This is a genomic window from Paenibacillus donghaensis (genome assembly GCF_002192415.1).
GTDB classification, from domain to species: Bacteria; Bacillota; Bacilli; order Paenibacillales; family Paenibacillaceae; genus Paenibacillus_AQ; species Paenibacillus_AQ donghaensis.
Genome location: NZ_CP021780.1, coordinates 332,008 through 357,469, shown reverse-complemented (window position 1 = coordinate 357,469; position 25,462 = coordinate 332,008). Strand labels below are relative to the sequence as shown.

The following is a 25,462-nucleotide window of genomic DNA, read 5'->3' as shown; positions in this document are numbered from 1 at the left end:
TATGGGATTTATCCCCTATTTTTCTCGACATCTGCCACTTTGAACGAAAAGTATGGGATTTATCCCTTATTTTTCACGCAGCCCACCGCAGCGGGCACGGCCCTTACGGCTAGGCCCAGCCCGCATAAGCTCCTCCATGCGCAGCAGGAGGAGCGCGTTGTCGGCGCGGCCCTTGACGGCCACGCGGATGTGCCCGGGTCCCAGCCCCGGGTACATCGCGCAGCTGCGCACCAGCAGGCCGGTGCGCCCGAGCGCTTCCTGCATCTGAGCGGCGCCCCAAGGGGCAGGCAGGCCGCAGAGCAGGAAGTTCGCTTCGCCCGGCGGCACGTCGCAGCCGAGCGCAAGCAGACCCTGCCGCAGCAGCGCGCGCGCTGCTGCAATGCCCTCCCGCGTGGCCCGCTCATACTCGGGGCCGCTGCGCAGGCAAGCCTCCCCGGCCAGCAGCGCTAGGCCGTTCACGCTCCAGGTCACCTGCTTGCCGGTCATAGCGGCGGCCAGCTCCGGACGGGCGAGCGTGAACCCGAGCCGCAGGCCGGGGATGGCGTAGAACTTCGTCATCGACCGCACCAGCACCACCTGCGGGTAGCGGGTAAGCTCCGGTAGCAGCGACTGACGCTGCTCCTCTTCGATAAAGTCAATAAACGCCTCGTCCACCGCCAGGCAGGTGCCGCAAGCCTCAGCATGCTGCGCCAGCAGCCGCAGCTCCGCGAGTGAATACTGTACGCCGTTCGGGTTGTTCGGCTGGCCTAGGAACAGCAGGTCCACCTGCTCCAGCAATCCGCAGATGGCCCCGGCCTCTGCCCGGAAGCTCTGCTCCGCCGTTCCGTGCACCGATAGTACCTCGGCACCGAACTGCTCCGCGAGCTGGCGGTACTCGGAGAAGCACGGCTCCACGATGCCCACCTTCTGCGGGGCCAGCGCCAGCAGCAGTAAGGCCATCGATTCCGCTGCCCCGTTGGCAACGGTAATCTGGCTGCTGTCCACATCCAGTTGCTCCGCCAGCAGCTGCTTGAAGCGGCGGTGCCCCGGGTCCGGGTAAGCGGTCACCGCAGCCAGACCATGCTGCCGCAGCACCTCCAGCACGCCCGGCGGCGGACCGAGCGGGTTGATATTGGCGCTGAAATCGATAAAAGCGCCTTCCCCTTCCTTAACCCCGAACAGTTCAGCCGCTGTCAGCAAATCTCCGCCGTGGCCGTATTTTTCCAGCATCCTAACCTCTCCTCTTCCGATACTCCACTAATAAGACACACTTGCTTCTCCCTAAGCCAATGCCCCCATTATTGCCCAGCGCCCGGAAAGGCGTCAATGACTTCCCCGCCAAATGCTGATCCCTCCGCCGATCTTCCAACGCTCCCGCAAGCTCTCATTTTGTGAAAACTCCTATTTTGGTTTACAATAAATGCTGTATTCAATCATGCGGCAACGGAGGAGTTAACCATGCTTTTTATTGATAACACAGGGATTACGGATGCAACCGTCAATCTGGCGATTGAGGAATACGCGCTGAAATATCTGCCGATGGACGAGAGTTATCTGCTTTTTTATATCAACAGCCCGTCTATCATTATCGGCAAACACCAGAACACGATCGAAGAGATCAACCAGGAGTATGTCAAGGACAACAACATTCAAGTGGTGCGGCGGTTGTCCGGCGGCGGTGCGGTCTATCATGACCTCGGCAATCTGAACTTCAGCTTCATTACCAAGGATGATGGCCAGTCCTTTCATAATTTTCTTAAATTCACCCAGCCGGTCATCGATTATCTGCAGAGCATGGGTGTGAATGCCGAGCTTAGCGGACGCAACGACCTCCAGGTCGGCGAGCAAAAAATCTCCGGAAATGCACAGTTCTCCTCGCGCGGACGCATGTTCAGCCACGGTACCCTGATGTTCAACCTTAATCTGGAGGATGTGCAGGCCTCGCTCAATGTGAATCCCGAGAAATTCAAATCCAAGAGCACCAAGTCTGTCCGCAGCCGGGTCGCCAACATCAAAGACCTGCTGGGAACAGACATGACGATTGAGGAATTCCGCAACGGACTGCTGCGCTCGATCTTTGGCATGGAACCTGCCGAGGTACCCCAGTACAAGCTGGAGATGGACGATTGGGTCCGGATCGGTGAGATCTCCAAGGAGCATTACCAGAACTGGGATTGGAACTACGGGCTGTCTCCCAAGAGCAATGTGAAGCATATGCGCAAATTCCCGGCCGGGTTGGTCGATATCCGCATGGATATTGAAGACGCGCTGATCAAGGATATCAAGATCTATGGTGACTTCTTCGGAGTCGGCGATGTGGTAGACGTGGAGAACGCGCTGCGCGGCAGACGCTACGAGCAGGCAGAGGTCAGAGCCGCCCTGGCGGATCTGGAGCTGGGACATTACTTTGGCCGCATTGAGCCGGAGGACTTTATCGGATTGATTTTCTTGGAGGAATAGCTTCTTTAGACAATAACCAGCCAGTCTCCAATAACACGGGAACTGGCTAATTTTTTAATGAAATAGCGGTTTCAATCATCCATCATCCTTAATTTAATAAATAGCTATGCTCTGGAAAGCTTACGCCTCTGGTAGAGTATTAATCCTATTACAAAATATATTACTGTGAGTATAGCAATCATTACGAAATCAAACCAAACCTCATTTAAGCCTGCTCCATCATTCAAGATGTCATTAAATGCATTTGCGGTATGCGTAAGCGGCAATATATCTATTATCCCAAAGGAATGCCCGTGGATTGTAAATAAATTCATCTTAGGTAGGGGGAACATACTGCCTGAAAAAAACATCAGAATAAAGAAAGGAAAACAACCCACGGTTAAAACATCAAAAACTGTATTTAGGAAGCTTGCTACCACTAAGCTTATCGCAACCATTGCGAAGCTCGAGATGATCCCAACGACAAGGATTGCGCCGAATCCTCCTGCCGGTCTGTAGCCTAACCCAAGCGCCGTCCAGTATGAAAGAACAATTGCTCCTGCTGCTACTATTGCTTGCGTAATACATATACCGGCAAGGAAATTAAACGCTCCAAGACGGCTGAGCTTCAATCTTATGAGTGTCTTGTTATCATTTTCCTTCACAATTGAAGCGGATGCTGTAAAAAGAACCATTAAAACAGCCAAAGAGATTAAGCCTGGAACATATCCTTCAAATTCATTCAAGGGCTGCTTCTTCTCAACAAAAGTTTCACTTATACTTGCGGGCAACATTATTTTGGCAACATCCATGCCTTGTTTGTAAACACTATCTGCCGTGAGTACCGCCGCAACCGAATACCTCATATTTCCCATGCTTCCATAAAAGTCTACAAGAGCAGGGTTTCCATTGTTCTTAGCAGCCTTGATGGCTAATCTGTCAGAATAATCTTCAGGTATAACGATTCCTATATCTATGGTCTTTTCTTTTACCTTTGCCTTTAATTGATCTTGGTTACTGAAATCGGTTAAATTAAATATTCGCGAGTTGTCCTGCCCCTTCATCGTCTCCAGGCTGTTGATTAATTCGATGGATGCACGGCCTGAATCTAAATTCAGAACTCCTAAATGATAGGTGGTAGCTTCTCCTCCATAAAAAAGGTTCATTAGTAATAAAAAGAACGGAGAGAACATTAACACCATCACAAGAACTTTCCAATCCCTTATGTTCTCCTTGAAGGATTTGGTAACAGAAGCAGCCAGTTTCATTCCCGAAGCCCCCTTCCTGTGACAGCAATAAATGCATCCTCAAGTGTCCGCTTTCTGATCGTCATATCCTCTATATGTATGTTAAAAGCTTGTAATCTCTTGTTTACCATTGGAATAAGCTCAAGAACTCCACTCGCCCCAAGCAGAAATAGTCCATCCGAATATGTTCTCTCTGTACATTCATGCGGCATAGACTTCAACACTTGATGTGCTAAATCTTTGCTTACCCCGTTTACCCGTATCTGCAAAATATCCCCCGCCCCGGATTTTTCCTTGAGCTTCTCAGGAGTGTCTATCAAAAGCACCTTCCCATGGTCAATGATGGCCACCCTGTCTGAAAGTCTGTCGGCTTCATCCATGTCATGCGTTGTAAGAATCACCGTTCTTTCTTGTGCCAATTGCCTGATGAAGTCACGTACCAGAATCCTGCTCTGAGGGTCGAGCCCTGCCTGAGGTTCGTCCAATATGATCAGCTTCGGATCATGGACAAGTGCCAGTGCTATATTGAGTCTCCTTTGCATACCGCCTGACAGCGTCTTGGCAAGCTTATTTCTTTTATCCCAAAGTCCAAGCGATTGCAGAAGGCTTTCTGCCTTATTACCGGCAACCCTGGAGGTTAGCCCATAGGACATCCCGGCAAATTTCAATTGCTCAAGGCAGGTAAGCAGCTCCCATATAACAATTTCCTGCGGACACAGCCCTATCATAGCTTTTATACGCTCATAGCCCGAAGACATCGAGATTCCATTTAAAGTAATATGGCCTGAATCCACTTTTAATAGACCACATAACATTCTTATGGTAGTGGTTTTACCGGCACCATTGGGTCCCAGCAACCCGAAGACTTCTCCCTTACGCACCGAGAAGCTTACATCGTCTACTGCGAGCAGTTCACCATATTTTTTGCTTAATCCTTCTACAGAAAGAAATATCTCATGCTCCATACATTGATTACTCCTTTCGTTTATTTCAGCCAGACCTGCCCAAAACGTTCTGCCAGAATCTTAATATCCTCTTCAGGATGAATCATCGCATAAGAAACTACCCCATCTAGTGCTCCCATCAAAGATATCCCATAGGCTTCGGGGTCCCTCATATCAGCCTCACCTGATTCAACTGCTTTTTGAAACATACCCACAAAGAAAGCGGTACTTTGTTTTATATATTCTCTGTAATACTCCATAAGGGCGGGAGCTCCCAATGCTTTTGACATCGATAAGAAAAGAAAACTCAGTTCTCTTGGCCTGCTTACCCAATATTTCAAGTATTCTTTAATATATTGTCTTAATCCATCCATAGCACTACTATTCAAGCAAGCCTTTTCTACCATTTCCATTATTGGCTCTGAAAGCTTCTGATTCGCCTCCATCATTAGTACTTCCTTATTTGGAAAATGATGATAAAAGCCGCCCTTACTAACACCGGCTCTCTTGGCTATTGCATCTACAGATGCGCCATCATAGCCCTTTTCGAGAAATTCTTCTACTGCTGCCAGGAGCAAAGACTCCATTCTAAGTTCTTTTAACTGCTTTTTTGTCATATCATCTCTCCATTCCGACCGTCGGTATGTTAAACTTAGCAAGGTCTATGGTTTATGTCAATTAACTAAATAACATCATGCTCACAGACCTCATTGGCAGGTGCCTTCTTTTTTCCGATATATTTGAAAAAAGGATCCCCGCTGCAAGCAGCGGAAAACCTTCGGTGCCCCAGGAGGGGCCTCGCCCGTCTCAAAGGGTGAGCACAAAAGCATAGAGTGCCAGCACCAGCGTGATCACAATGCAGATGCTCTCGACCTTCTTGCCCTTCTTCGTGCCGGTGCTCATCAGCTTGAAGCGCAGCTTCAGCGGAATCGGCGGCAGCGGGGTAATTCCGCGTTGGGTCAGCGAATCGGCCAGCAGATGCATCGCATAAGACAAGCCGCCTGCGAGCCACAGGCTGCCGCCGTCATCCATGCCTTGGGAGGCGAAATACAGCAACGCTCCCCAGCCGGCAACCGCATAAAGCGTATGCGTCAGCCCGCGGTGCGGAACGACCGATACCACCACCAGCACACAGGCCGCGATGTAATTCCAGGGTTCATAGGCATCTGCAAAAGCAAATACGCCGACCGCAATCAGCAGCATCACCAGATGGCGCAGCCTGCGGCCAGGCAGGAAAGATACGCTGCCTACGAGCAGGGCCAGCACCATATTCCAGGGCGTCTCGGCAATGTCGGCAAAAAACAGGTAAATACCAGCCCCGATTAGGGCCACCTGCAGCAGCCTGAGCATAAACTCGGGGATCGCCTTGCGCACCAGCAGCGAATTCGGCTCGTCAATATCGGGCAGCAGCGAGCTTACTACCGCTACCGCGATAGCTGGAAGGGTAATGTCATAGTCCAGCAAGCTCATAACCGATAAGCTAACCCCTGTACTAATGATTATGTGGGATTTGCCCATCATGGTGAACCCGCTCCTCTCCAAGGTGTCAAAAATAGGAACAAATGTACGGTTATCGAAGTATATCAAGGACCGGAGGCTTTGTCCAGCATGAGTTTCTTGTGGAGAAGCGACTGCAAACCGTAAGGGGACATGTCTTGTCCTACTCTTGGTTTTAGGATACAATTTGAACAACTTGACCTTGCCTTCCTTCTATACATAGAAGCGGCAGATGATTGAAGAAAGAATGACGCCCTGTGAACCGCTCGCTCTGGGCCGATCTCAGCTTGCTGTGGCGATGATGTGGGACTGCACCTTTCTGATCGTGCAGAATGCGGTCCGCGTGCTGCCGCCGCTGGCCTTCAACAGCATCCGTTTCCTCGGTGCGGCCATGCTGACTGGCGCTGATTACCGCCGTATTCTACCGCAGCGAGTGGAAGCAGCTGAGCGGACGAATAGTCCGCGATTCGCTGCTGCTGGGCCTGTTCCTCGGCTACGGCTTCCAGGGCGATGGGACTCTTGTACACCACGACCTCCAACACCGGTTTCATTACCGGTCTGTCCGTGGTGCTCGTCCCGTTCCTCTCGCTGGCGCTGCTGAAGCATGCCACCCTCGCGTTACACCTGGTTCAGCGCCTTGCTGGCAGCAGCCCTCTTCGGCTGCGGTTGCATACTGGCGGCCATGCTGCTGGCGGAGCTTGCGCCGAAGCCGGGGCAGTACAGAAATACCTATTTTGTCCGCTTCCGCCGTTCTGCAAGGAATAAAGAGACTTAAGGAGAGAAACCTAATGTACAAATTGATTGCTATTGATATCGACGATACCCTGATTAATGATGACAAGGAAGTGACCCCGGCGACGCAAACCGCGTTGGAGCAGGCCGTAGCTGCAGGAGTTGTGGTTACGCTGGCTACCGGACGTGCTTATGCTTCCGCCCAGGCGATTGCCCGCCAGACCGGACTGAACGTGCCGATTATCACGTACCAGGGCGCGCTGGTTAAGAACCTGCTCGATGAGAAGGTGCTCTATGAACGTTATGTGCCGCAGGACGCCGTGCGCAAGCTATTCGATTACTGCGTGGAGCATGACCTGCACCTGCAGACGTATATCGACGACAAGCTGTACTCCCGCGAAGAGAACCAGAAGCTGAAGGATTATGCCACCCTGAACAAGACTCAATATTATATCGAGCCAGATTGGGAAAAGCTGGTGCCGCGCCAGACGCCCAAAATGCTGATTATCGACGAGCCTGACTTTCTCGATGAGTTGGCCCCTAAACTGCGCCTGCTGCTGGGCGATTCCGTGCATATCACGAAATCGAAGCCGTATTTCTTAGAGATTATGCACCATGAGGGCACCAAGGGTCTTGCACTGGAATTCCTGGCCGGGCATTTCGGCTGCCAGCTGTCCGAGACGATCGCTGTCGGCGACTCCTGGAACGACCACGAGATGCTGGAAGCGGCCGGCCTTGGCATCGCGATGGAGAACGCCATCCCGGCGCTTAAGGAAATCGCCGATTTCGTCACACTCAGCAACAACGAAGACGGCGTGAAATTCGCCATCGACAAGTTTATTCTGCAGACCGTCGGAGAGTAACGGCTCCGGGGAATTTCTTACAGGCGCTGCACCCTGCAGCGCTTTATGGCTATAAAACGCCGCAAAACGAGCTAGTCTCCGGGTTTGGAGACCAGCTCGTTTTTGTTTTTTTAAATCACCTACACAAACGGACCTTTATACCGCCTCCGCCATGTCCGCCGAAATCAAAGGCCTTTTTGCCTCTCATTCCGCCCAAGCAGCAGCATTCCGCCAATTCAAAGGCCTATTTGCCTCTTATTCCGCCCACCCAGCAGCATTCCGCCAATTCAAAGGCCTATTTGCCTCTCATTCCGCTCACCCAGCAGCATTCCGCCAATTCAAAGGCCTTTTGGCCTCTCATTCCGCCTACCACCGACAAGTAACGTTACTCAGGCTTTTTTGTGCCCGTAATCAATCAGGAGCTGCGCCCACATAACCAGCTGCGCTGCCACCCGGCTCAGAACAGCTTACACCCCTGCCGTTTCAGGCCGCAGCTCCCCGCCGGCCTCTGCTTCCTTGCCCAGATTAAGGCCACCCTGCTCTTGGTCCGCCTCCTGCCGCAGCTGGGAATAATAGAGCGCATGATAGCGGCCTTGCGCGGCCAGCAGCTGCTCATGGTTGCCACGTTCCACGATCTCTCCCTTGTCCAGCACCAGAATCAGGTCGGCATTCTGCACCGTGGATAGCCGATGGGCAATCACCAGCGTCGTCCTGTTCCCCATCAGCTGGCTGAGCGACTGCTGCACCAAGCGTTCCGACTCATTGTCCAGCGCTGCCGTCGCTTCATCGAGCAGCAGCACGGGAGCATCCTTCAGGATGGCTCTGGCAATCGACAGGCGCTGGCGCTGCCCGCCGGAGAGCCGCGAGCCCTCTTCGCCGATGTCGGTATCCAGGCCCTCCGGCAGCTCCATCACGAACTCATAGGCATTGGCCTGCCGCAAGGCCGTGATCATCTCCTGCTCCGAAGCCCCCGGTCTCCCGTTGCTCAGATTGTCGCGGATCGAGCCGGTATAGAGACCGGATTCCTGTGGAACGTAAGCGAACAGACTACGCAAACGACCCAGGCTCAGCTCCTGGAAATCCGTTCCATTGATCAGTAGACGCCCCGCCGCCGGTTCATAGAATCCCAGCAGTAGCTTGAATAGCGTGGATTTGCCGCCGCCGCTGGGTCCGACCACCGCCATATTCATTCCCTTATGCAGCTCCAGGCTAATCTTGTTCAGACTCAGCTTGTCTGCGCCAGGGTAGCCGAAGGACAGATCCGACAGCACCAGACTCTGAAATTCCAGGCTGCCGGTCACCGGCTCTGGAAGCTCCTCCACCTCAGCCTTGCTGTCCATCACCTCGAAGATCCGGCCTGCCGCCCCCAAGGACTGCTGCATCGCAGCGATAAGACCGGGCAGGGAAGAGAAAGGGTTCACGAGATAATTCATCAATTGGATAAACGCCAGCATCCCCCCGACCTCAAGCGAGCCCCTGGCGACGAAGGAGCCGGCAATCACAATCGCCAGCAGGAAGGTGGCGTTGCCTAGCAAGGAGGACACTGCTCCCGTGGCCCCTTCGATCCGGCCGCGCTTCAGTTCTCCGCTGATTATACTCTTGCTGTGTCCTTGATATTGCTTCAGCAGCCTGCGCTCAATCGAGAACGATTTGAACACCATGCTGCTGCCGAGAATATCGTGCAGGAAGGAAGTGGTCCGGCCCATATTCTGCTGCAGCTGCTCGCTGTTGGACCGCATCGCTTTGCCGAAGATTTTGCCGGTTAGGAAGATCAGCGGTCCCATCGCCAGACAGATCAGAGCCAGCAGCCAATGGATGTATAGCAAATAAACAAAGGCGGCCATTGCCAGCAACGGATTGCGGATCAGGCCAATCAGCACTTGACCGCAGGCCTCTCCTACCGTCTGATTATCATTCGTGAAGCGGGACAGCAGGTCGCCGGAATGATTATTGTCGAAATAGGATTGCGGCAGTTTCAAGGTATGTCCCATCATATCCAGCCGCAGCTCATTGCGGATTCTGGCCGAAACCTTGTTCTTCAGATAGGCATCCGTATAATTGTTGAGCCCAACCACCAGCAGATAGAACACACCAAATATCGCCAACCCTTTGAGTCCTTCCACATCCATCCCTACTGCTTTGTCTGTCACTGCCGACAGCAGCCAGGCAATGCCCAAATCCAGAGTGATGCTGAGCAGGGTAGTAAGCCCCAGCACCGAATAGAGCAGCTTATGCCTAAGCATATATGTACTTAATCTGGAGAATACCCCTTGCTGTTTCACTTCATGAACCCCTCCTGCTAGAATTCGTCACCACGTACCTTGGCATAGATCTTCGTATCATGCAGCTGGCCGTCATTCTCCAGCCGGTCCTTACGCAGAATCCCGTCCAGCTTGAAGCCCGTGCGTTCAGCCACGGCAGCACTCCGGACATTGGCGGCATTGCAGCGGATTTCCAGTCGGTTAGCGGCAAGCTCGCGGATCGCAAAATCAACAATCCCATTCACCGCTTCTGTGATGTAACCCTTGCCTGAGCAGGAGGTGCGCACCCAGTAGCCGATCTCAAACTTTCCGGCCTCCCAGTCAATCTGATGCAGACCGCTGCAGCCGATGAAAGCTCCTGTATGCTTGTCATAGATCCGCAGGAACAGACTGCTGCGTTTCAGATAAGAGATCCGCCCTTCCCGCGAGAATATTTCGGATTCCTCCACGGTAGGCAGGTTCTTGGCAAAAGGCATATACGGCAGCAGCTCGCTCCGGCTCTCACGGATAGCTTCGTTTAATTCAGCCCCGTCCCCAGCCTGCGGGGCACGGATCAGCAATCTCTCGGTTTCAAAGCTCTCGGGGAAATCAAGCAAAATCGGATTGGACATAGTAATTCCCTCCATTATGGCTCAAAACTAAAATCCTCCGACTCCTTGTGAATGATTCCCGCTAACGGGTTCGGAGGGTTCTCAGCTCTGATCACACTTATAGTCAACCGCTGAATTTTAGATGAAGCCTCATTATGTATGGTTCTTTGCCTTCGCTTTACATTTTTCCATAATATACCTCAGCATTATAACTTACGTCAGCTCGCTTGCAAACCGTAAATCTCATTGCCGCACGCCAAAAAAACCACTTCCGGTTATATGAGATGGCCTGCGCCATTCACCGGAGGTGGTTCTTAAGAAACCCGCTTGGTTCATAGGCCCTCTTCAAGGCCTAAATCGTATAAAGGGACAGGAAATCCCGCACGGCTGCTGCGGAGTTGGCCGCAGCCAGTTCGAGATTAGAGTTAAATAATCCGGCTGCTTCGCTGCCGCACACATCCGAGATCGAGCGGAAGGCAGCATAAGGAATGCCGAACTGATAGGCCGTCTGGGCAATGGCTGCCCCTTCCATATCGGTGGCCTTGCTGTCCGGGAAATTCTTGCGGATCGCCTCAGCCAGCTCTGTTCTCCCGATGAAGGAATCCTCCGTCGTGATCAGCCCAGTAACTATCTTCTCCTGACGCGCCTTAAGATCGATCAGCTTCTGTGCCAGGGCAAGCCCATCCGGATGCACCGGATAACGCTGCGGCATCTGCGGAACCTGGCCATAGGCATAATTGAAGACGGTAGCATCCACATCACTGTAGACCTGTTCTGTAGCCATCACTACATCGCCAACCGCAAGCTCCGGGTCCAGTCCGCCGGCAGCGCCGGTGTTGATAATCAGCTCCACCCGGAATCGTTCCAGCAGCACCGCCGTTGTCATAGCCGCATTCACCTTGCCGATCCCGGAGCGGACCAGCACCACCTCTCTGCCGTCCCAGCGGCCTGACCAATAAGTTGCGCCAGCCACCTGCAGCACGCGGACATCCGCCAGCTGGGAGCGGATCGGCGCCACCTCTTCTTCCATAGCTCCGATAATGGCAATGCTCATGATATCCCTGCTTCCTGTGTGATAGAGTAATGTATGTAATCTGCCAGATGTTTCTCCAGCTGCTCAATCGCCGCTGCTACCTTCACCGCGCTGATCTCTCCAGGCATTCTATGAATGGAGGCTTCCTTCACAATCGCACGCTCCGCAAGCCTCAGCAGATCATCACCGCCCAGGAAGCCAAGCCCCATATCCTTCAGTCCGGCGGGCAGCCCCAGCTTACGGTAGAACGGCAGCAGTGAGGTAATCTCGGCCCACTGGCCTTCCAGTGCTAGCTGTACCAAGACACCATAGGCTACTTTATGACCGTGCAACTGTTGATGGGCTTCTGGAATCGCAGTCAAGGCATCGTGAATCGAATGCGCCCCTGCGGTGCGTCCGTAATCCTCACCGAAGCCGCCCACCAGCCCGGCCACCATAATGTTCGTCTCAATTATCCGCAGCAGTGCATCGTTCATCTCCCCTGCCTGCAGCGCGGACAGCGCGGCTTCGCTGCATTCCAGCAGCGTGTCCCGGCATTTGCGGGCTGCGTACCAGGCCAGCTCCAGCTCTACCGGCAGCGAAGCCAGCTGCCGGATGATCACGTCAGCCTCATACCACTTGGCCAGAGTATCCCCGATTCCCGCAACCAGCAGGTCGGGCGGAGATTGGGCGATCACACGCGGGTCCACCAATACGAGCGCATTGCTGTAAGGAAACACATCCATGCTGCGGAATCTGCCCGCTTCATCATACATCACGCTCAGCGAGGACCAGGCTGCGCAGGTGGCGGCCAGCGTAGGCAGCAGGATGGCCGGCAGCTTCAGCAGCGCACCGGCAGCTTTGGTCAGATCAGTGATTTTGCCGCCGCCTATGCCTATAACAGCCTGAAGCCCATGCTGAGTCAGCAATCCGGCTATCCGGTCGCGCTCCTCATAGGTACACTCCCCGCTGTAGGCGTGGTAGAACACCTCGGTCTCGCGCAATACCGGCAGCCACGGGGCTGCGGCGCTCCAGGAACGGCTGCCGTGCACAATCAGCACACGCCGCAGCCCTCTTCTGCGCAAATGCTGCTCCAGCTCCTCCCAGCAGCCGGTACGGCAGATATATTCCTGCGGTGCCGCACGGACGATTATGGATGGCGTCATCTTCTTTTCCTCCCCGCTTAAACTGGTGGATCAGCTATCATTCTCCGGTGCCGGCTGCCCCCGGACTAGTCACGGCGTGCCTTGCGCGCCAGCCGGTTGCCGATGGACTGAATGCCCTGCACAAAAATAATCAGGATCACCACGGTCACGATCATTACAAACGTATCAAACCGCTGATAACCATAATTGATCGCCAGGTCGCCGATTCCGCCGCCTCCCACCGAGCCGGCCATCGCCGTCGCGCCCACCAGACCAATCATCGCCGTCGTCATCGTCAGGATCAGTGAGCCAAAGGCCTCAGGCAGCATAAAATGCCAGATGACCTGAAAGGTGGTGGCCCCCATCGCTTCTGCCGCTTCCAGTATGCCGGGGTTGACCTCCAGCAGCGAGTTCTCCACCAGACGTCCGATATAAGGTGCGATATAGACAACGAGCGGCACAATGGCCGCACTGGTGCCGATGGAGGTATGCACGATGGCCCGGGTAAAGGGAATAATGGCTACCAGCAGAATAATAAATGGCAAAGACCGGACAATGTTGATTACCGGATTCAGCACGGCATAGACATAGCGGTTCTCCAGAACCCCTCCCGGACGGGTAATAACCAGGATAATTCCAATCGGTATCCCCAGCAGCGCCCCAAAGAACAGCGACATCCCCACCATTACGACGGTCTCATTCAATGCCTGGAACAGCTGCTCGGAAGTAATCGTTGTATCGATCATGCTTCCACCTCCTGAATCTGTACACCCTGGGCGAGCAAATATGCCGCTGCCTGATCAATCACACCGTGATCCCCGCTCAATTGAAGAATCATTGTGCCCAGCGTCGTGTTCTGTATTTCCGTCATATTGGCAAACAGCATGTTCACATTGATCTCATAATTGCGGATCAGATTATTGATAATCGGCTCGGAGGCTGTACTGCCTACGAATTTAAGCTTGAACAGCCTTCTTCCACTCTCCGCCTTCAGCGTCTGCAGCACACTCTGCGGAACGCTGTTATGAATAACCGTCTGCACGAAATTCTTCGTCGTTGGATGGCTCGGATTGCCGAATACCTCCAGCACATCACCTTTCTCGATAATTTCGCCCTTCTCCATCACGGCTACCTTGTTGCAGATCTGCTGAATAACGGCCATTTCATGCGTGATAATCATAATTGTGATGTTGTATTCCTCGTTGATCCGCTTCAGCAGCTCCAGAATGGACTTGGTAGTCTGCGGGTCTAGCGCCGAGGTCGCCTCATCACAGAGCAGAATCGAAGGGTTGGAAGCGAGTGCCCGGGCAATGCCGACCCGCTGCTTCTGCCCACCGGACAGCTCCTTGGGGTAACTTTTGGCTTTGTCGCTTAATCCGGTAAAGGCCAGCAGCTCTGTTACCCGCTTCGCAATCTCCTGTTTACTGCGCTTCAGCAGTACCAGCGGGATGGCAATATTATCGAATACGGTCTTGGACTCCAGCAGATTGAAATGCTGAAAAATCATCCCGATCTTCTTTTTCACATTGCGCAGCTCTGCCGGACTGTATTTATCAAGCGGCTCGCCCTCCACAAATACCTGGCCAACAGACGGCTTCTCCAGATAATTCACCAGCCGGATCAAGGTACTCTTGCCTGCTCCGCTGTATCCAATGACGCCGTATATATCACCTTTTTCCACCTGGAGGCTGACATTGCGCAGCGCTTCTATGGATTGTCCCTTGCGTTCGAAGGTTTTGGATATGCCTCTGAGCTCAATCATGCCGTTCCTCCCCCTGCTGGGTGAGTGGCGATGCTGAGGATGTCTGTTGCGGCAATCCGTTCCAGCGCCTCCTTCAGCCTCTCCTCACTGTTCACCAAGCTTACTCTGACGTAATAACGTCCCTCGCTGCCGAAGCCTTCGCCTTGGGCTACCGCCACATGCGCTTCCTCCAGCAGACGGCTGGCGAACGATTCCGCTGTATACCCTTCCGGCACTCTGAACCAGGCGAAAAAAGACCCCTGCGGTGCAGTGACCCTCCAGCCCAGCTGGTGCAGGCCGTCAACCAGCACGTTGCGGCGGCGTTCATACAGTGCCCCCAGGCGCTTGACCGCATCCTGCGGACCGAGCAGGGCGGCTGCCGCCGCATCCTGAACCGCTCCGAAGATCGTGCTGTATGCCTGGGTATGATAATGCTTCAGCGCCGCAATGATTGAGGCATTGCCCACCGCGAAGCCAAACCGCCAGCCGGCCATATTGTAGGTTTTGGACAAGGTATAGGTTTCTACACCATATTCCTTGGCACCCGGCGTCTGCAGCAGACTTACCGGCTGATGCCCGTCGAACCCAAACGCGCCATAGGCAAAATCATTCAGCACAGGGATGCCATGTTTGGCCGCAAAAGCAAGCGTCCGCTCCCAGAAGCCGCTGTCCGCCAGGGTTCCTGTTGGATTATTGGGGTAGTTGAGCACCAGCAGCCTGACGCGTGCTGCAATCTCAGCCGGCACCTGCTCGTAATCAGGCAGGAAATCCAGCTCCTCATGCAGCGACATCGTATAAACCGATGCTTGGGCTAGGGAAGCTGCCACCTTGTAGGCGGGATATGAAGGGTCAGTCGTCAGCAGCACATCTCCGGGATTCAGCAGGCTCTGGGGGATGCCCACCAGCCCGATGCCTGAGCCGTTAAAGATGGCTACCTCTGTCTCGGGGTCCAGCTCCACGCCGTATTCGCGTTTATAGAAGGCGGCTACCGCTTCGAGTGTACTTTTTTTACCGTAAAATGGCGGGTATCCCTGGTTCTCCGGTTGGTCTATAGCTTCCTTAAGGGCTGCGATAATGGGTTCCGGTGTCGGTTGGTCCGGGTTGCCGCTGGCCAGATCGATAATATCCGTTCCTCTGCTGCGGTACAGGGCAATCTTCTCTTTCATCGCGTTGAAATAGTTTCCGGGCAGCTCGCTGACTGCAGTGGAGGGTTTGAAATCCATGACTGTTGCACCTCTTTATTGAAATCGAAGGATAATGGATGGCGTGAAACCTATACACTCTTATATTTAAAAATAGTCCGGCAGCCTGTAGCCTTCATAAATTGGATTGGACTTGATGTACTCCTTGAACTCGGCAGAGTGATAACCCTCAATGATGTCTTTGACAAATTGCGCATCCTTGTTCTTGCTGTCCACCGCTACAATATTGGTGAAGGGATCGGTCATATTCTCCAATTGGAGCGCGGAAGTCAGCGGAATCTTGTTCGACACTGCGAAGTTGCCCTGAATGGCGGCATAATCCACATCTTCCAGTGCACGCGGCCCCTGGGCCGGGTCAACCGCGATAAATTTGATATTGTGCGGGTTGGTCACAATGTCGCTCAGCGAGGTCTGCAGCGGGTCAATGTCTTCCTTCAGCGTTATCCAGCCTACATCCTTCAGCACATTCAGCGCACGAAGCATATTAACTGGCTCATTCGGCACGTTCACCTGGGCACCGTCGCTGATCTCGTCGAGACTGGTGTGTTTTTTGGAATAGAGACCCATCGGCGGGGTTGGCACCTGCACGACTCCCACCAGGTCAATCTTCTCCCTTTCATTGATAGACTGCAGATAGAGTGAATGCTGGAAGACGTTGGCGTCAATATCTCCATTGGTTACGGCCACATTTGGCTGGATGCCGTCCGTGAATTCTTTATATGTGATTTCATACCCTTTTTTCTCCAGATAGGGAGCTACGCCTTGTTTGAACTGGTCGCTGTAGGGGCCGGGATTGAAGCTGATATGCAGTGTTTTCTGGTCCGCTCCGGCATTGCCGCCAGCGCCTGAAGCTTCTTTGTTGTTCCCGCAACCTACTGTAAATAAAGCAACCGCAGCGATAATCAGCGTAGAATGAAGCCATTTTTTGTTCATGTGTAATCTCCCCTTAATCATTATTCCTAGTATTTTCATCTGAATTAATTGATTCATATGTTACAATGCATTAATATACAAGTCAACAGATTTTATATGCATACCTCTATAAATTAGTCGGATTACTCTGTTTATCCTATTTACTTCTATTTCGCTTTATGATAGTTTGGTACGAAAGCAAGAAATACAAGCAAATGCATAGAGAAAGCACTATAATTACTTGTATTCAAATAAAGCTCGAGAGGGAGATACACATGGCAAAAGTCGAAAGTTTCCAATTGGATCACACGAAAGTTAAAGCACCTTATGTACGCATAGCGGGTACCGAAAAGAACGAAAAAGGAAGCACCATCCAGAAATATGATCTGCGTTTCCTGCAGCCCAACGAGGATGCCTTGCCGACTGCGGCTGTCCACACTCTGGAGCATCTGCTGGCTACCTACCTGCGCGATGAGCTGACCGGTATTATTGATATTTCTCCAATGGGCTGCCGTACAGGCTTCTATCTGATTATCTGGGACGAGCATGATCCTGCCGATGTGGCAGCCGCGCTTACTACTGTTCTTCAGAAAGTGCTTGAAACCGTACATGTGCCTGCAGTCTCCGCACTCGAATGCGGCAACTACAAGGATCACTCCTTGTTCAGCGCTCAGGAATATGCCCGCATTGTACTGGAAGCCGGCATCAGCGACGACCCTTTCCGGGCGTAATCACGAAAGGAGCTGCGGTGTATGCTGACCATTGATTTCACCGGCAAGACGCTGGTCGTTACCGGCGGACTGACCGGAATCGGCCGCGGCATCGCCGATCTGTTCCTGCAGGCGGGTGCCAACGTCGTCGTGGGTGATATCGCCTGCACAGAGCCGCAGCGGACCGTGCATGAGCGGCTGGTGCATATCCGCATCGATGTCACTTCGGCTGCGGATGCGGCGGCTCTGATCGAGGGAGCGGTCCAGGCCTTCGGCCGGATCGACTTCCTGGTCAACAACAGCGGAACCTCGACGATGGATTATGCCGTGGACATTAAGGAAGCCGACTGGGATAAGGTGATGGATATCAACGCCAAAGGCGTCTATCTCGTTTCCCAGGCCGGAGCGCGGCAGCTGCTGCGCCAGGGCGGCGGCGGGCGGATCATCAACATCGCCTCGCAGGCCGGCAAGAACGGCTACCGCTGCATGGGCAACTACGTGGCCTCCAAGCATGCTGTGCTGGGCTTCACCAAGGTGATGGCGCTGGAGCTGGCTAAGGAGCAGATCCTGGTCAACGCCGTCTGCCCGGGGATTGTCGAGACCGACATGAAGCGGCGTGAGCGTGTCGAAGGGGCAAGCCTGCGCGGCATGCTGCCGGAGGATATTCTCGCAGAAGACCAGTCACAGGTGCCGCTTGGCCGGACAGCCGAGCCGGAGGATGTCGCTAATGTAGTGCTTTTTCTGGCCAGCCCATTCTCTTCCTACATGACCGGCCAGGCCATCAACGTAACCGGCGGTATGAGCATGAACTAGCCTCAATGAAACAAGAAGAAACGGATGCCGTCCTCTGCAAGAGGCGGCATCCGTTTCTTCGATAAACTTATATTTCAACAAAAGGAAGCCATGTCCGCCCATTTGGGCAACTGGCTTCCTTTTTGTTGAAAGTTGATCACCGATTATATGCAATAAACAAGTAATTCACTCGAAAATAGTTGCATATTTGCTTACTACTTAGGACTTCATAGGAAACGAGCACAAATTTTGATCGCCACATCAGTCCAATCATGAAATTAGTTGCGAATCTGCATCTAATTCACGGGTTTTTCACGTTTTGAAGCAAATAAGTGCCATAATGCACTTAATTTCCGATTCTGAGGACTGAACAAACAATTTACTCGCAATTAGTTGCATAATCGCACTTATTTACCTTCTAACAGCCGTTTTGGTTGAAATTAAGTGCGTATTCGCATCTAATTTCTTTGAAGGGATCTGCGCAGCATTCACATCGTCAGTGGACCTAAGTAGTAACCATATTTGCACTAATTTGACCGATAACAGTAATTCCAGCTGAAATGAAATGCAGTTGTGGTTACTACTTATGACCCTGCGACACTCCAAGTCCTTCAAGGATAGGTAACCCGCTTTCTAGCGGACCGTCTAGCCGCTAAATCATCCAAACAGGCTCTAAACGGGGTGATTCCTGTAATATAGGGGCTCTCCGGTCCGTCAATCCGGCAAACCTGTCTATTTCCAGCAAATAGAGGCTCCTCGGTCCGCTAGCTGTCTGAAATCGAAGCGAGAGTTACGGTCGAAGTGGGATAGGGGGCCTAAGCAGTAACCAGTTTTGCATCTAATCTCTATGAAAGCTCTAGTTCAGCATTCTACATCCTCAGCGGGATTAAGCAGTAACGTTTGTTCTAGGCTTCCGCTGTGCCAAGCGGCAGTCTGAGGCCTGTCCGGGCCAGTGTCACATTCTCCGGCAGAATATAAGCTTCGTTCACGTCAACATCATGCGACATATGCGTATAGACGGCCCGGCGCGGCTTCACCACCTGGAGCAGCTCCGCCGCCTCGGTCATATCATAGACCGAACGGGTGGACAGCTCGGCAGCCTCATAATAGAAGCTGGTTCCCAGCACCAGCAGGTCGGCTCCGCCCATCCGCCCAGTCTCCTCCGGTCCCAGCGAGATCGAATCGGGGCAATACACCCAGGCATACCCGGCCTTCTCCAGCCGGAAGGCGTAGGAATAGCCGTTTTTGCCATGGTTGACCTTCCAGGTGCTGATCTGCCAGCCATCCAGCTCCACCCCATCGTCACAGGGAATCATCTCAATATGGCTGGTGAGCCACGGATACTGCCGCTGGATCACCAGGATTATTTCAGCAGGGGCATACAGTTCTCCCTTATACCCCATCCAGCGGCAGGCATCGGCCCATTCCGGCAGTCCGCCGATATGGTCGAAGTGGGCATGCGTCACCAGCAGCCTGCGCATGCTGCGGATGCCCTCCGCCTCCATCTGCCGCCGCCAATCCGGCCCGCAGTCAATCACCAGCACATCCTCGCCGTTATCAATCAGCACGGAAGAGCGCAGCCGGATATTGTCTCCGTCCGTTCTTGCTTCTGTACAGATATTGCAGTTGCAGTAGACCCGCGGAACGCCCATCGCATCCCCCGTACCCAAAAACACCAACGTATCCATCTGTCTCTCTCCTTCAGTTCCTTACACGGAAATTCAAGTAGACTCCATTATAGAGCAGATGAAGGAAGGATTCCAAGTCCAGGGGAGCTGCAGATGTGTATCATGCCATTTCGCGAAATTACGGGCTTTGATCCCTCCACTCAGATTCCGGCCAACACCTGATACCAGATTCCACGCTTGGAATACAGCGTGCTGCGGACTTCGTCCCAGCCCCCGAGGTATTCGATATCAAACAGCCCGGCCGGGTCGGGATAACGGCTTTGGTTAGCTGCATATACCTGCTTATCCACGGGCCGGAAGCCATGCTTGGCGAAGATCTCCTGCGCTTGTGGCTTCAGCAGATAATCTACCAGCGCCTCCGCTGCCGGGCGTGTGCCATGCTCCTCTGCATATTTATCAATCACCGCCGCCGGATTCTCGATCAGAATCGTATTCTCGGGAACAATGATCTCGTAATGGACTCCTTTGGCGATTCTCGCCAGCAGCTCATTCTCATATGTTACGATCACATCGCCGACACCGTATTCGAACGCAGCCATGGAGGCGCGGCCGCTTTTGTCCAGAGACTCTACGTTGGCGTGTATCCGCTCCAGAAAATCCTTCGCAGCCACAGGGTCCTTGAGTCCCTCCTGCTCTTCAGAGAGCTTCAGACCGGCCCCATAGATCGCGTTAATGTCCCACTGGGCTCCACCGGATGTTTTGGGGTTGGGATACAGCACCTTCACCCCCCGTTTCGCCAGGTCTTGAAAATCGCGGATGTTCTTGGGGTTGCCTTCCCGCGTTCCGAGAGCCACCACCGAACGGGTCACCATGCCGTTCTCGCCCCGATCCTTCCAATCCGGCGCGACAAGCCCGGCCTTCACCAGTTTCTCCACGTCGCCTTCCATCGCCAGCAAGGTTACATCCGCTTCGAAGCCCCCGGCAATGGAGCGTGCCTGGGTTCCCGATGCCTCATATGACTCCTGGAAGCTGAGCGTCTGACCGGTATCCGCCTTCCACTGGGCCGCAAACAGCGGCAGAATCTCCTGCATCGCATCTTTAGCCACACTGTAAGCACCGATAACCAGCGTAAGATCACTTTGCCCTCCGGCCTCGGCAGCCGTTCCTGTCTGCCCGTTGCCACAGCCGGATACCGTTACTATTGTGATAACAAACATGAGGGCAGCAAGCCATCCGTGCAGCGGTCTGCTCCTTTTGATCAGCTTCATTGCGGCCCACTTCCTTTAATTTAGATAAATACCGGCATCGGATCGACCTTCAGACTATTCTCCTGAATCCAGCTGTGATCGTCGTTAAACAGGTAGGCCCGGTGGACAAGCACCGAGATATCCTGGCCCGGCTGCAGCGTCTCCTTCTCCAGCGAACGATAAGTCACCAGCTTGTGGCCGTTCACTTCAACCTCCACCAGCCATTCGCTGCCGCGGAAATGCAGCTGCTTGACGATGCCCTGCTCGGTCGCCGAGGCGATTCTGAACTCATTCAGGCTGCCAACCTCAATATATTCGGGCCGGATGAGCGCCTTGGTAGCTTTGCCGCTGCCAGCATTCTTGAAGCCCTTCAGCTCGGAGGCATCCTCAATCAGAGTTGATTCCCCGACAAAGGTGGCCACAAACGGCGTCTTCGGCTCCTTATAGATGTCCCACGGCGTCCCTTTCTGCTCCAGACGGCCCTGGTTGATGATCATAATCTCATCGGCGACCTCAATCGCTTCATCCTGGTCATGCGTCACGAAAATGGAGGTGATTCCCACCCGCTCAATCAGCTCGCGCAGCCAGGAACGCAGCTCCTGGCGGATCTTCGCATCGATGGCGGCAAACGGCTCATCCAGCAGCAGCAGCTGCGGCTCTGGAGCAAGCGCACGCGCGAACGCAACACGCTGGCGTTGTCCGCCCGAGAGCTGATGCGGGTAACGCTTCTCGAAGCCCTTCAGGCCGGTCAGCTCCACGAGTTCTGCCACACGGTCGCGAATCGCTGCTTTACTGGCTTTTTTGACCTTGAGGCCAAAAGCGATATTCTCAAAGACGGTCATATGCTTGAACAACGCGTAGTTCTGGAACACGAAGCCGATCCCGCGCTCCTGCGGCGGCAGGTGATTCACCGTCTGTCCGTGAAAAATAATCTCGCCCGAATCCGGGTTCTCCAGCCCTGCCAGCATGCGCAGGATTGAGGTTTTGCCGCCTCCGCTTGGACCTAACAGGCCAATCAGATGGCCTTTGGTAATGCCGAAATTGACGTCTTTGACCGCATGAAACTCTCCAAAATGCTTATCCAGCCCCCGGACTTCCACATGCATATCTAGTGCACTCCCTTTCTTCTCTTGGCCCATTCCATCAGCAGTAGTAGACCAGCGGAGAACGCAGCCAGCACCAGCGCTATTCCGCCAGCGGCAGTGACATTAAAATTCTCCACGTCCTGATAAACCAGCGTTGTTGCCGTTTGTGTTTTGTTCATAATATTGCCCGACACCACAAGCACTGCGCCGAATTCGCCCAGTGAGCGGGCTACCGTCAGAATCACGCCATACACGACCGCCCAGCGGATCGATGGCCAGGTTACCCTCCAGAAGGTCGTCCAGGCATGCGCCCCAAGCGTCGAGGCCGCTTCCTCCTGCTGAGAGCCGATCTCCTGCAGCACCGGCATGACTTCACGCACCATCAGCGGAAAAGTCACAAACAGGGTAGCGATAATCATACCCGGAACAGCATACACAATCTTCACACCTAGCGACTCAAACATCGCCCCAAGCGCACTGTCCGGCCCCAGCAGCAGCACGATCATCAGCCCGCCAATAACAGGCGATACCGCATAAGGCAGATCCACAATGCTGTTCAGCAGCCCTTTGAGCCGTCTGCCCAGCCATTTCGCACGTACAAGATAAAGTGCCGTCATTACACCAAACAAAGTGTTGAGCAGCGTTACGATAACCACGACAATTCCGGTCATCATCAGCGCATGCAGCGCCTCCGGCCGGATCAGTGCGCTGCGGAAACCGCCGAAGCCCTCGCTGAAGGCTCCCGTGGCCATCTTGCCCAGCGGCGCGGCAATCAGCACGAAGAACACCAGATAGGTCAGTCCAATCCATAATCTTCTCATGACCGTCTCCCCCGCATCTGCAGGATATTGATCAGCCAGAGAATCAGAAAGGACAAGGTCAGCAGAATCACCGACACTGCAGCCGCTCCCACCGGGTTGTCACTCTCCACTTCACCATAAATAAAAACAGAGGACACCAGCGTCCGTCCCGGGATATTGCCTGCCACCAGCACCACCGCGCCAAACTCGGCCAGCGCCCGTGAGAAAGCCAGCATTCCCCCGCCGATCATGCCGGGTGCCATCGAAGGCAGAATCACCTGGCGGAAGACGCGGCTTCCCTTGGCCCCCATGGTATAGGCCGCTTCCTCCTCCGACGGGTCAAGCTCCTCCAGCAGAGGCTGCACCGCACGGATGACGAACGGAAAGGTAACGAATACCATGGCAATTACAATGGCCGGCTGATGAAAAACAATCTCAAAACCCAGCGCAGCAGACATCCGTCCAATCCAGCTTCCGGGTCCCAGCAGCAGCAGAATCATCAAACCGCCTACGGCTGTCGGCAACGCAAACGGCAAATCGACAAGACTGTTCAGCAGCGCCTTGCCGGGAAATTGATAGCGGATCAGCACCCAGGCGACCATTGTGCCCATTACGACATTGATGGCGGCTGCCATAACAGCCAGCTTCAGTGTCAGCAGCACCGATTTCCAGGCGATCGGATCAGTGATGCTCTCCATGAAGCTCCCCAAACCGAGCGAGAAGGAATTGTAGTAGACCCCAAGAATAGGCAGAATGATCAGTACAACAAAATACAGCAGAATCGTAGTTCGAAAGCCTAAAGTCCAGCCCTTATGCCTAATCAGAGAATTCAAAGATAAGTCCCCCCACCTCCGGCTAATCGGTCGGTATACATTACTCACTTCAACAATTATTCCTATTAATATACTTGGTTTAATGAATATTATCATTACTTTACCAAATGCATCTAACTGCCGTCAATTACTTTCCACTGCAAATGGGGTAAAATATATCTATACAGGCCGCTAAGCCAGCAAAGGGGAGTGAGTAGGATGCTGTATACTATGGAGATTTCTGCGAATTCGACGGTCCCCGGCAGCGGCAATATTATTTGAAAATTATAGAAGGTTAATGGTGTACCAAGAAAAAACGGCTTCACCGTCCTCTGCAAAGCGTATGCTTCCGAAGCAGCGATACTACGTATCGCTTTCAGGCATCCGTTTCTGCGAGAAATAGAAGGATAATTTATGGCGTGGAACCTATAAATTCTGTATGTAAAAAAAGCCGCTCCCTTTAATAAACTGGGAACGGCTTTTTCTATATATAATATATATCGGCTATAGGACTTTCACCATGCAACGTTATACCAATGCACAGCTGTAAAGTAAGCAGCCATAAAAAAAGGCAAGGTTATAAGCTGCGGCTCAATACCTTAATATGGGACAGCGCGGCCGGTTTAACATCCTCAAATGAAACCTTATCCTGAATATAATAGGAAATAAATCCGTGGGCAGAGAGGAATAACGTCAGGGGCACACTTTGCCAATCTTCCGTAACATAACCTTCTTCCTTCATATGACGGCGTACGATACTCGCAAACAACTCGAAACATCGGCCCTGTTCTGCTCTACAATAAGCAAGCAGCTCTTCATCGCGGATCATAAACATAATTTCATATTGGTATGGGTGATCCAGACCAAATTTAATGAACTCCATAATCAGCTGTTCCACACGGCTCATGCCCTCTTCAGGCGGATTGCTCATCGATTGACTGAGCAGTGCAGCCACATAATTGAAGTCTTCTACCACAATCGCGTAGAACAATTCAGCCTTCTCTTTAAAGTGGTAATACAGTGAGCCATGGCTGTAACCCAAGTGCTGTCCAATGCTGCGCATGGAAATAGCACGGTATCCTTTCGTTATGAACAGATGCCTGGCTGCTTCCAATATCCGTTCTCTCGACAACTCCTGTTCTACTGCTCTTCTTGCCATGTTTTATTCCCCTTCGCTGTAGTAAAGCCGCCGCCCTTCTGTAACCAGGGCTTGCCCCTGGGTTAAATCTGTTATCCATGCTACAAAGCGGTCGCCTTCATCATTTCGGGGCAGACAAACCAATGTAACTTTATCCGTAAACAAAGTTTCGCCTGTCTGGATGCCTCTTCCTCTAAGCTCATTCTCAACCTTACCCAGCCAGGTGTATTCAATCTCTACGAATACCTCTCGCCGCAGTACACGGGTGATCACTTCTCCAGCTTCAAGTGCCAGCACTGCACCATCCGTGTAAGCGCGGATTAATCCTCCGGCTCCCAGCATAATGCCTCCAAAATAACGGGTTACTACAATTGCAACATTCTTAACACCCTGGTTGCGGATTACCTCCAAGATCGGTTTACCGGCCGTTCCACTCGGTTCCCCGTCGTCCGACTGCCTCTGAATTTCGTCCCTCTCACCAATCATATAAGCAGAACAATTATGTGTCGCGTTCCAATGCTTCTTCTTGATGTCTTCGATAAACTGCAGGGCTGCTTCCTCATTCTCCACCGGCATGACATGGCCGATAAAGCGTGATTTACGGATTACGATTTCCTGGGATCCAGGAGAACGCACCGTCCGGTATTGTTCCAGCATCATTATTCCAGTCCTTATGTTCCGTATGATCGGTTGATATATATGAGGAG

General features: G+C 53.0%; 24 protein-coding genes and 1 pseudogene. 5 read left to right on the top strand and 20 right to left on the bottom strand.

Annotated features, from left to right (window positions below; genetic code table 11):
• Window positions 1-66: 66 nt before the first annotated feature.
• On the bottom strand, window positions 67-1,209 hold the full coding sequence (locus B9T62_RS01345) for a pyridoxal phosphate-dependent aminotransferase (protein ID WP_087913625.1): 1,143 nt from the start codon (window positions 1,207-1,209) through the stop codon (window positions 67-69).
• A 228-nt stretch (window positions 1,210-1,437) separates the two neighbouring features.
• On the opposite strand from B9T62_RS01345, the gene lplA reads away from it, so the two are divergent.
• The gene (gene lplA, locus B9T62_RS01340) at window positions 1,438-2,439 is read left to right on the top strand and encodes a lipoate--protein ligase (protein ID WP_087913624.1); all 1,002 of its coding nucleotides are present in this window, start codon (window positions 1,438-1,440) and stop codon (window positions 2,437-2,439) included.
• A gap of 104 nt (window positions 2,440-2,543) precedes the next feature.
• Here lplA and B9T62_RS01335 read toward each other — a convergent pair whose 3' ends face one another.
• The 4 genes from B9T62_RS01335 to B9T62_RS01320 form a co-directional block, all read right to left on the bottom strand.
• Entirely contained in the window at window positions 2,544-3,686 is a 1,143-nt protein-coding gene (locus B9T62_RS01335) for an ABC transporter permease (RefSeq protein ID WP_087913623.1), read from the bottom strand.
• The gene (locus B9T62_RS01330) at window positions 3,683-4,630 is read right to left on the bottom strand and encodes an ABC transporter ATP-binding protein (RefSeq protein ID WP_087913622.1); all 948 of its coding nucleotides are present in this window, start codon (window positions 4,628-4,630) and stop codon (window positions 3,683-3,685) included. Before B9T62_RS01330 ends, B9T62_RS01335 begins: the two co-directional genes overlap by 4 nt.
• 20 nt (window positions 4,631-4,650) lie before the next feature.
• A complete protein-coding gene (locus B9T62_RS01325) occupies window positions 4,651-5,226 on the bottom strand; it encodes a TetR/AcrR family transcriptional regulator (RefSeq protein ID WP_087913621.1) in 576 nt (191 codons plus the stop codon).
• Between the two features lie 190 nt (window positions 5,227-5,416).
• Entirely contained in the window at window positions 5,417-6,130 is a 714-nt protein-coding gene (locus B9T62_RS01320) for a metal-dependent hydrolase (RefSeq protein WP_087913620.1), read from the bottom strand.
• A gap of 223 nt (window positions 6,131-6,353) precedes the next feature.
• Between B9T62_RS01320 and B9T62_RS01315 the strand changes: the two are divergent.
• Together B9T62_RS01315 and B9T62_RS01310 are read left to right on the top strand one after the other, a co-directional pair.
• Window positions 6,354-6,758, top strand: a pseudogene (locus tag B9T62_RS01315) (EamA family transporter); the annotation flags it as partial.
• Window positions 6,759-6,894: 136 nt separating this feature from the next.
• On the top strand, window positions 6,895-7,701 hold the full coding sequence (locus B9T62_RS01310) for a Cof-type HAD-IIB family hydrolase (protein ID WP_087913619.1): 807 nt from the start codon (window positions 6,895-6,897) through the stop codon (window positions 7,699-7,701).
• A 446-nt stretch (window positions 7,702-8,147) separates the two neighbouring features.
• On the opposite strand, the gene B9T62_RS01305 is transcribed toward B9T62_RS01310, so the two are convergent.
• From B9T62_RS01305 to B9T62_RS01270, 8 genes are all read right to left on the bottom strand, one after another.
• On the bottom strand, window positions 8,148-9,962 hold the full coding sequence (locus tag B9T62_RS01305) for an ABC transporter ATP-binding protein (RefSeq protein ID WP_087913618.1): 1,815 nt from the start codon (window positions 9,960-9,962) through the stop codon (window positions 8,148-8,150).
• A 17-nt stretch (window positions 9,963-9,979) separates the two neighbouring features.
• Window positions 9,980-10,552 carry a GNAT family N-acetyltransferase gene (locus tag B9T62_RS01300; RefSeq protein ID WP_245864299.1) on the bottom strand — a complete coding sequence of 191 codons (573 nt, stop codon included), beginning with the start codon at window positions 10,550-10,552 and terminating at the stop codon, window positions 9,980-9,982.
• A 331-nt stretch (window positions 10,553-10,883) separates the two neighbouring features.
• Window positions 10,884-11,585 (bottom strand): 5'-methylthioadenosine/adenosylhomocysteine nucleosidase, encoded by a 702-nt coding sequence (locus B9T62_RS01295; RefSeq protein ID WP_087913616.1) that lies wholly within the window; start codon window positions 11,583-11,585, stop codon window positions 10,884-10,886.
• A complete protein-coding gene (locus B9T62_RS01290) occupies window positions 11,582-12,709 on the bottom strand; it encodes an iron-containing alcohol dehydrogenase family protein (protein WP_087913615.1) in 1,128 nt (375 codons plus the stop codon). The genes B9T62_RS01295 and B9T62_RS01290 overlap by 4 nt, the downstream gene beginning before the upstream one ends.
• A gap of 65 nt (window positions 12,710-12,774) precedes the next feature.
• Complete coding sequence (locus B9T62_RS01285; protein WP_087913614.1) at window positions 12,775-13,434, bottom strand: methionine ABC transporter permease; 660 nt, start codon at window positions 13,432-13,434, stop codon at window positions 12,775-12,777.
• Window positions 13,431-14,450, bottom strand: a complete 1,020-nt coding sequence (locus B9T62_RS01280) for a methionine ABC transporter ATP-binding protein (protein WP_087913613.1) — start codon at window positions 14,448-14,450, stop codon at window positions 13,431-13,433. The genes B9T62_RS01285 and B9T62_RS01280 overlap by 4 nt, the downstream gene beginning before the upstream one ends.
• Entirely contained in the window at window positions 14,447-15,652 is a 1,206-nt protein-coding gene (locus B9T62_RS01275) for an aminotransferase class I/II-fold pyridoxal phosphate-dependent enzyme (protein WP_087913612.1), read from the bottom strand. The genes B9T62_RS01280 and B9T62_RS01275 overlap by 4 nt, the downstream gene beginning before the upstream one ends.
• Before the next feature lie 66 nt (window positions 15,653-15,718).
• Window positions 15,719-16,564 carry a MetQ/NlpA family ABC transporter substrate-binding protein gene (locus B9T62_RS01270; RefSeq protein ID WP_087913611.1) on the bottom strand — a complete coding sequence of 282 codons (846 nt, stop codon included), beginning with the start codon at window positions 16,562-16,564 and terminating at the stop codon, window positions 15,719-15,721.
• Window positions 16,565-16,818: 254 nt separating this feature from the next.
• On the opposite strand from B9T62_RS01270, the gene B9T62_RS01265 reads away from it, so the two are divergent.
• Together B9T62_RS01265 and B9T62_RS01260 are read left to right on the top strand one after the other, a co-directional pair.
• A complete protein-coding gene (locus B9T62_RS01265) occupies window positions 16,819-17,274 on the top strand; it encodes an S-ribosylhomocysteine lyase (protein ID WP_087913610.1) in 456 nt (151 codons plus the stop codon).
• Window positions 17,275-17,295: 21 nt separating this feature from the next.
• On the top strand, window positions 17,296-18,066 hold the full coding sequence (locus tag B9T62_RS01260) for an SDR family NAD(P)-dependent oxidoreductase (RefSeq protein WP_087913609.1): 771 nt from the start codon (window positions 17,296-17,298) through the stop codon (window positions 18,064-18,066).
• 884 nt (window positions 18,067-18,950) lie between these two features.
• On the opposite strand, the gene B9T62_RS01255 is transcribed toward B9T62_RS01260, so the two are convergent.
• The 7 genes from B9T62_RS01255 to B9T62_RS01225 all read right to left on the bottom strand — a co-directional run bounded on the left by B9T62_RS01255 (window position 18,951) and on the right by B9T62_RS01225 (window position 25,412).
• Window positions 18,951-19,733, bottom strand: a complete 783-nt coding sequence (locus B9T62_RS01255; protein WP_087913608.1) for an MBL fold metallo-hydrolase — start codon at window positions 19,731-19,733, stop codon at window positions 18,951-18,953.
• Window positions 19,734-19,873: 140 nt separating this feature from the next.
• Window positions 19,874-20,941 (bottom strand): sulfate ABC transporter substrate-binding protein, encoded by a 1,068-nt coding sequence (locus B9T62_RS01250; RefSeq protein WP_211296395.1) that lies wholly within the window; start codon window positions 20,939-20,941, stop codon window positions 19,874-19,876.
• A 20-nt stretch (window positions 20,942-20,961) separates the two neighbouring features.
• Complete coding sequence (locus B9T62_RS01245; protein WP_087913607.1) at window positions 20,962-22,026, bottom strand: sulfate/molybdate ABC transporter ATP-binding protein; 1,065 nt, start codon at window positions 22,024-22,026, stop codon at window positions 20,962-20,964.
• Window positions 22,027-22,028: 2 nt separating this feature from the next.
• On the bottom strand, window positions 22,029-22,826 hold the full coding sequence (locus B9T62_RS01240; protein ID WP_087913606.1) for a sulfate ABC transporter permease subunit: 798 nt from the start codon (window positions 22,824-22,826) through the stop codon (window positions 22,029-22,031).
• Entirely contained in the window at window positions 22,823-23,638 is an 816-nt protein-coding gene (cysT, locus tag B9T62_RS01235; protein ID WP_087913605.1) for a sulfate ABC transporter permease subunit CysT, read from the bottom strand. The genes B9T62_RS01240 and cysT overlap by 4 nt, the downstream gene beginning before the upstream one ends.
• Window positions 23,639-24,194: 556 nt before the next feature.
• Window positions 24,195-24,776 carry a TetR/AcrR family transcriptional regulator gene (locus B9T62_RS01230; RefSeq protein WP_087913604.1) on the bottom strand — a complete coding sequence of 194 codons (582 nt, stop codon included), beginning with the start codon at window positions 24,774-24,776 and terminating at the stop codon, window positions 24,195-24,197.
• A gap of 3 nt (window positions 24,777-24,779) precedes the next feature.
• Window positions 24,780-25,412 carry a YigZ family protein gene (locus B9T62_RS01225; RefSeq protein WP_087920075.1) on the bottom strand — a complete coding sequence of 211 codons (633 nt, stop codon included), beginning with the start codon at window positions 25,410-25,412 and terminating at the stop codon, window positions 24,780-24,782.
• Window positions 25,413-25,462 lie beyond the last annotated feature (50 nt).

What these genes read in the sequence shown, in the direction of transcription:
- B9T62_RS01345 (WP_087913625.1), bottom strand. Translation starts at nt 1,209, where the DNA reads ATGCTGGAAAAATACGGCCACGGCGGAGATTTGCTGACAGCGGCTGAA.
- lplA (WP_087913624.1), top strand. Translation starts at nt 1,438, where the DNA reads ATGCTTTTTATTGATAACACAGGGATTACGGATGCAACCGTCAATCTG.
- B9T62_RS01335 (WP_087913623.1), bottom strand. Translation starts at nt 3,686, where the DNA reads ATGAAACTGGCTGCTTCTGTTACCAAATCCTTCAAGGAGAACATAAGG.
- B9T62_RS01330 (WP_087913622.1), bottom strand. Translation starts at nt 4,630, where the DNA reads ATGGAGCATGAGATATTTCTTTCTGTAGAAGGATTAAGCAAAAAATAT.
- B9T62_RS01325 (WP_087913621.1), bottom strand. Translation starts at nt 5,226, where the DNA reads ATGACAAAAAAGCAGTTAAAAGAACTTAGAATGGAGTCTTTGCTCCTG.
- B9T62_RS01320 (WP_087913620.1), bottom strand. Translation starts at nt 6,130, where the DNA reads ATGATGGGCAAATCCCACATAATCATTAGTACAGGGGTTAGCTTATCG.
- B9T62_RS01310 (WP_087913619.1), top strand. Translation starts at nt 6,895, where the DNA reads ATGTACAAATTGATTGCTATTGATATCGACGATACCCTGATTAATGAT.
- B9T62_RS01300 (WP_245864299.1), bottom strand. Translation starts at nt 10,552, where the DNA reads ATGTCCAATCCGATTTTGCTTGATTTCCCCGAGAGCTTTGAAACCGAG.
- B9T62_RS01295 (WP_087913616.1), bottom strand. Translation starts at nt 11,585, where the DNA reads ATGAGCATTGCCATTATCGGAGCTATGGAAGAAGAGGTGGCGCCGATC.
- B9T62_RS01290 (WP_087913615.1), bottom strand. Translation starts at nt 12,709, where the DNA reads ATGACGCCATCCATAATCGTCCGTGCGGCACCGCAGGAATATATCTGC.
- B9T62_RS01285 (WP_087913614.1), bottom strand. Translation starts at nt 13,434, where the DNA reads ATGATCGATACAACGATTACTTCCGAGCAGCTGTTCCAGGCATTGAAT.
- B9T62_RS01280 (WP_087913613.1), bottom strand. Translation starts at nt 14,450, where the DNA reads ATGATTGAGCTCAGAGGCATATCCAAAACCTTCGAACGCAAGGGACAA.
- B9T62_RS01275 (WP_087913612.1), bottom strand. Translation starts at nt 15,652, where the DNA reads ATGGATTTCAAACCCTCCACTGCAGTCAGCGAGCTGCCCGGAAACTAT.
- B9T62_RS01270 (WP_087913611.1), bottom strand. Translation starts at nt 16,564, where the DNA reads ATGAACAAAAAATGGCTTCATTCTACGCTGATTATCGCTGCGGTTGCT.
- B9T62_RS01265 (WP_087913610.1), top strand. Translation starts at nt 16,819, where the DNA reads ATGGCAAAAGTCGAAAGTTTCCAATTGGATCACACGAAAGTTAAAGCA.
- B9T62_RS01260 (WP_087913609.1), top strand. Translation starts at nt 17,296, where the DNA reads ATGCTGACCATTGATTTCACCGGCAAGACGCTGGTCGTTACCGGCGGA.
- B9T62_RS01255 (WP_087913608.1), bottom strand. Translation starts at nt 19,733, where the DNA reads ATGGATACGTTGGTGTTTTTGGGTACGGGGGATGCGATGGGCGTTCCG.
- B9T62_RS01250 (WP_211296395.1), bottom strand. Translation starts at nt 20,941, where the DNA reads ATGAAGCTGATCAAAAGGAGCAGACCGCTGCACGGATGGCTTGCTGCC.
- B9T62_RS01245 (WP_087913607.1), bottom strand. Translation starts at nt 22,026, where the DNA reads ATGCATGTGGAAGTCCGGGGGCTGGATAAGCATTTTGGAGAGTTTCAT.
- B9T62_RS01240 (WP_087913606.1), bottom strand. Translation starts at nt 22,826, where the DNA reads ATGAGAAGATTATGGATTGGACTGACCTATCTGGTGTTCTTCGTGCTG.
- B9T62_RS01230 (WP_087913604.1), bottom strand. Translation starts at nt 24,776, where the DNA reads ATGGCAAGAAGAGCAGTAGAACAGGAGTTGTCGAGAGAACGGATATTG.
- B9T62_RS01225 (WP_087920075.1), bottom strand. Translation starts at nt 25,412, where the DNA reads ATGCTGGAACAATACCGGACGGTGCGTTCTCCTGGATCCCAGGAAATC.